The 4,113-nt window shown below is 61.7% G+C and carries 6 protein-coding genes and 3 pseudogenes; 8 read left to right on the forward strand and 1 reads right to left on the reverse strand.

The features are described 5' to 3' along the window. Positions 1-203: 203 nt before the first annotated feature. The 8 genes and pseudogenes from NA637_RS24060 (at position 204) to NA637_RS24090 (ending at position 3,869) form a co-directional block, all read left to right on the forward strand. Positions 204-518 (forward strand): site-specific integrase, encoded by a 315-nt coding sequence (locus NA637_RS24060; protein WP_256075023.1) that lies wholly within the window; start codon positions 204-206, stop codon positions 516-518. Positions 519-551: 33 nt separating this feature from the next. Next, positions 552-644, forward strand: a pseudogene (locus tag NA637_RS25785) (Fis family transcriptional regulator); the annotation flags it as partial. 67 nt (positions 645-711) lie between these two features. Further along, positions 712-819, forward strand: a pseudogene (locus NA637_RS24065) (transposase); the annotation flags it as partial. A 209-nt stretch (positions 820-1,028) separates the two neighbouring features. After that, positions 1,029-1,418 (forward strand): AMP-binding protein, encoded by a 390-nt coding sequence (locus NA637_RS24070; protein WP_256075024.1) that lies wholly within the window; start codon positions 1,029-1,031, stop codon positions 1,416-1,418. After that, positions 1,366-1,833, forward strand: coding sequence for an AMP-binding protein (locus NA637_RS24075; protein ID WP_256075026.1), 468 nt, complete (start codon positions 1,366-1,368; stop codon positions 1,831-1,833). The genes NA637_RS24070 and NA637_RS24075 overlap by 53 nt, the downstream gene beginning before the upstream one ends. 172 nt (positions 1,834-2,005) lie before the next feature. Beyond that, positions 2,006-2,356, forward strand: coding sequence for a hypothetical protein (locus NA637_RS24080; RefSeq protein ID WP_256075027.1), 351 nt, complete (start codon positions 2,006-2,008; stop codon positions 2,354-2,356). 221 nt (positions 2,357-2,577) lie between these two features. After that, positions 2,578-2,772 (forward strand): hypothetical protein, encoded by a 195-nt coding sequence (locus tag NA637_RS24085; protein WP_256075028.1) that lies wholly within the window; start codon positions 2,578-2,580, stop codon positions 2,770-2,772. Positions 2,773-3,029: 257 nt separating this feature from the next. Continuing rightward, on the forward strand, positions 3,030-3,869 hold the full coding sequence (locus NA637_RS24090) for a crotonase/enoyl-CoA hydratase family protein (protein ID WP_256075029.1): 840 nt from the start codon (positions 3,030-3,032) through the stop codon (positions 3,867-3,869). A 45-nt stretch (positions 3,870-3,914) separates the two neighbouring features. Here NA637_RS24090 and NA637_RS24095 read toward each other — a convergent pair. Beyond that, positions 3,915-4,113 (reverse strand): annotated as a pseudogene (locus NA637_RS24095) (IS5/IS1182 family transposase); the annotation flags it as partial.

Raw genomic sequence — 4,113 nt, forward strand, 5'->3', positions numbered from 1 at the left:
ATCCTCTACACACCCGGCAAGGGGAACTGTTGGACGAAGCCGCTACGCGGAGGGGCCCGCCTCGACGATCCGGGTCCACAATTTGATCTCCTGCCTCGCAAGAGGGACTTTCCATGACGAACCAGGGGGTCATTATATGTTGAATACAGCGAAGGAAAGAGCGTTCGAGTGCGGCTACAGGTTGCATCTGCAGCACCTTACGCTTGAGGAGTTTGCAGCCGAAGACGATCGATGCGTATGCGCGGGCGATTCGCCGGATTGGCGCGTATTTCGACGGTCGGATCGACAGTCTTTCCGAGCAGCAAGTGACGGACTACTTCACCGAGCTGGTGGAAGTCCACTCGTGGAGCACCGTTAAGCTCGATCTGTACGGTTTGAAGTTCTACTACGCGCACGTCCTGCGCCAGCCCTGGGTGGCGCCGGGGCTGATCAAACCGCCCAGAACCCAACGCCTGCCCGACATCGTCAGCGTCGAAGAGACCAGGCGGATCATCGCCGCGACGCGCGTGCTCGGCTAGCTGCTGTTCTTCTTCACGCTTTACAGTCTCGAGTTGCGCCTGGGCGAAGGGCTGCGGCTGCAGATCGGCGATATCGATGCGGCGCGTGGCCGTGTGCATGTCCGCGACGCCAAGGGCAACAAGGACCGCTTCGTTCCCTTGCCGCAGGCTACGCATCGGCATCTGCGCGGTTTCTGGCAGGTGCACCGCAACCCGGCACCTGCAGGGCACGCCCGGCGCGATTGCCGTGCTGCATACCAACACGCGCCGGCTCGACTACCACCCGCACGTCCATCTGGTGATGCCGGCGGCTGCCGTCGATGCGCTGCCCGTGCTGCAACGCGGCCATGGCGGTCATCAGGACACGGATTCGGCCATTATTCGTTAGTTTCCTCGAGCAGCTCAACCAATGAATTTCGATTTACCGGAGCTTTACTGTAGTCGGTGGCTCCAGAAATACACAGGCGCGGCAGATTACAATGCCCTGTGGCAGTGGTCGGCCCCCTACAACGGGTGCTGGACGGCTACCGGATGCCCCGGGCCAAGTGGTTCGAGGGCGCCCGCCTGAACATGATCGAGCAGGCCTTTCGTTACCACGAGGACGAACCGGAGCGCCCCGCGATCATCTCCCGCTCGGAGATTCGGCCGCGGCAGGAACTGCCCTGGGGTGACATGAAGAAGCGGGTGGCCTCTTTCGCCCATGGCCTGCGCCGGATGGGCGTGGAACCCGGTGATCGGGTGGTTGCCTGTCTGCCCAACATCCCGGAGACCCTTGTGGCGTTCTACGCCTGTGCCAGCATCGGGGCGATCTGGTCCAGTTGTTCGCCGGACATGGGCACCCGCAGCGTGACCGACCGCTTCCGCCAGATTGATCACCAAGGTGATGATCGCGGCGGTGGACGGCTACCGCTACGGGGGTAAAGATTTCAATCGCATGGACGTGGTGGGCCAGCTTCGTGACGAGCTGAACACCCTAGAGCAGGTGATACTGCTGCCCTACCTGGATGCCGATGCATCCCTGGATGACAGCGTGGCATGGTCGGCCATGCTGGCCCACGACGCACCCATGTCGTTTGAGCCACTGGCATTCGACCATCCCCTGTGGATGGTCTACTCGTCAGGCACGACGGGCATGCCCAAGCCGATCGTACACGGCCCTGGCGGCGCACTCCTCGAAGGCCTGCAGGGCCAGGGCCTGCACATGGACCTGCAGCCGGACGACCGCATCTGCGGTTCACCACCACCGGCTGGATCATGTGGAATGCCCAGATCGGCGGGCTGCTGCGGGGTTCGACCCTCTGCATCTATGACGGCAACCCCGGCTACCCGGATCTGAGCACCCTGTGGCGGTTTGCCGGAGAGGCCGGGGTGACCTACTTTGGTGCCGGAGCCGCCTATTTCCTCAATTGCAAGAAGGCCGAAATTCATCCCGGGATTACGCCGATCTGAGCCGCATCCATTCCGTGGGCTCTACCGGCTCGCCACTGCCGGACGAGGGCCGGTGGATCATGAACGAGCTGGGCAATAATGTGCTGGTGGCTCCCATCAGTGGCGGTACCGACGTGGCCGCCTTCTATGCGGGCTGCAACCCGATCATGCCGGTCTACGCCAGCGAAATGCAGTGCCGCATCCTGGGCACCGCCGTCTATGCCTTTGATGAAGAGGGCAATGCGCTGGAAGACGAAGTGGGAGAGCTGGTCGTGACAAGCCCATGCCCTCCATGCCGCTGTACTTCTGGGGCGACGAAGGCGGCCACCGTTACCACGACAATTATTTCGACACCTACCCGGGGTCTGGCGTCATGGCGACTGGACACGCATCCCGCCCCGCGGCGGTGCCGTCATCTACGGCCGCTCTGACACCACCATCAACCGCCAGGGCGTGCGTATGGTACCGGCGAGATCTACCGCGTGATGGAGGAATTTCCCGAGGTGATGGGCTCGCTGATCGTCGACCTGGAATACCTGGGCCGGGAATCCTACATGCCCCTGTTTGTGGTGCTGCGGAAGGGGGCGACGCTGGATGAGGATGTGAAGGGCGCATCCGCGCCGCCATACGGGATAACCTGTCGGCGCGCCACGTGCCCGACGAGATCATTCCCACAGCCGCAATGCCCAATACCCTGACCGGCAAGAAGATGGAGCTGCCCATCCGCAAACTGCTGCTGGGCAAGCCGCTGTCCCAGGTGGCCAGCCCGGACGCCATGGCCAACCCGGACAGCCTGGACTTCTACATCCGTTTCGCCGAGGAGCGGGGGACGGCATCGGCGGAGTGATGCCGCCGAGGTCGGCGCAGGTTGAAGTAGGCCGCCGTTGACCCCCGTTGTTGCCTTGTCTTCTCGATCTCAGTCCGGGCGGCCTGACGCCTGATGACAATCTGGTCAGAGATTAAATTGTCTGTCAGGTGGTTCAACGGATGGGGTCCACTTCAGAGGCGAGGAAAACATCAGGTGCGGTGGTGCTGGCTGGCGCATTATCGTCTTTTTAGCCGAGGCATGTAGTCTGAAGCAGTGGTGCAATAGGCTTTGCTCTTATGAACGAGCGCAACAAAATTGTGCCGGTTCGAATCGCCGGCATCCACAATTCAGATTCTAGAACAAGAGAAAAACATATGAGCGTGATCGAACTGAACGTGAAAGATGGTGTTGCCGTCATCACACTGAACCGTCCGGAAGCAAAGAATGCCGTCAACCAGGCGCTCGCCGAGACCATGGCGAATATTTTGGACGAGATTGAGTCCAGAGACGACGTCCGGGTGGTAGTCCTGACCGGTGCCGGTGGCTCCTTCTGTGCCGGCATGGACCTGAAAGCCTTCGTGGCGGGCGAAAAAGTGGTTACCGATGACAAGGGCTTCGCCGGCTTCGTGCGGGCGAACGTGAGCAAGCCGGTGATCGCCGCTGTTGAGGGCTATGCCCTTGCAGGCGGCTGTGAACTTGCCCTCAGTTGTGACCTGATTGTGGCTGCCAGTAATGCCAAATTCGGCCTGCCGGAGGTGAAGCGGGGACTGGTGGCGGGTGCCGGTGGTCTGCTGCGCCTGCCCCGTCAGCTGCCGTACCGGGTGGCCATGGAGCTTGCGCTCACCGGCGATATGGCGGATGCCCAGCGGATGTATGATCTGGGGTTGATCAACCGGTTGGTCAATCAGGGTGAGGCCATGGCCGGCGCCCTCGAGCTGGCCCGGACCATTGCTGACAATGCCCCCCTGTCACTGCAGGTCACCAAGACGGTGATTGCCCAGCAGCAGGACTGGTCCCTGGACGAGATGTTCGACCGCCAGGCCGAGCTGATCGGGCCGGTGATGATGTCCGAGGATGCCATCGAGGGCTCCCGCGCCTTTGCGGAGAAACGCGCCCCAGTCTGGAAAAATCGTTAATTATCAGTGGCTTGTAAAAAGAACGGCTGTTGTAGCGGGCCTAATCTTCAAACGGCCGTTCACACGTTCGACAGTGCTGCGCTCTTTGAAGCGCAGGGCCTGATGCGGAGCGAAGTCGAGCTTGCTGCCGCCACGCGGGTGGTGATCGATCAGCGGCACATGGCCCAGGCTCTGGCTGTGGGCACGGATGACCGGGCTGCAATAGGCAGCGTCCATGAGGTCGCAGCAGTGGGTGACAGGTTGC

Source organism: Stutzerimonas stutzeri (genome assembly GCF_024448935.1).
Lineage (GTDB): Bacteria > Pseudomonadota > Gammaproteobacteria > Pseudomonadales > Pseudomonadaceae > Stutzerimonas > Stutzerimonas stutzeri_AO.

What these genes read in the sequence shown, in the direction of transcription:
- NA637_RS24070 (WP_256075024.1), top strand. Translation starts at nt 1,029, where the DNA reads ATGCCCCGGGCCAAGTGGTTCGAGGGCGCCCGCCTGAACATGATCGAG.
- NA637_RS24080 (WP_256075027.1), top strand. Translation starts at nt 2,006, where the DNA reads ATGAACGAGCTGGGCAATAATGTGCTGGTGGCTCCCATCAGTGGCGGT.
- NA637_RS24090 (WP_256075029.1), top strand. Translation starts at nt 3,030, where the DNA reads ATGAACGAGCGCAACAAAATTGTGCCGGTTCGAATCGCCGGCATCCAC.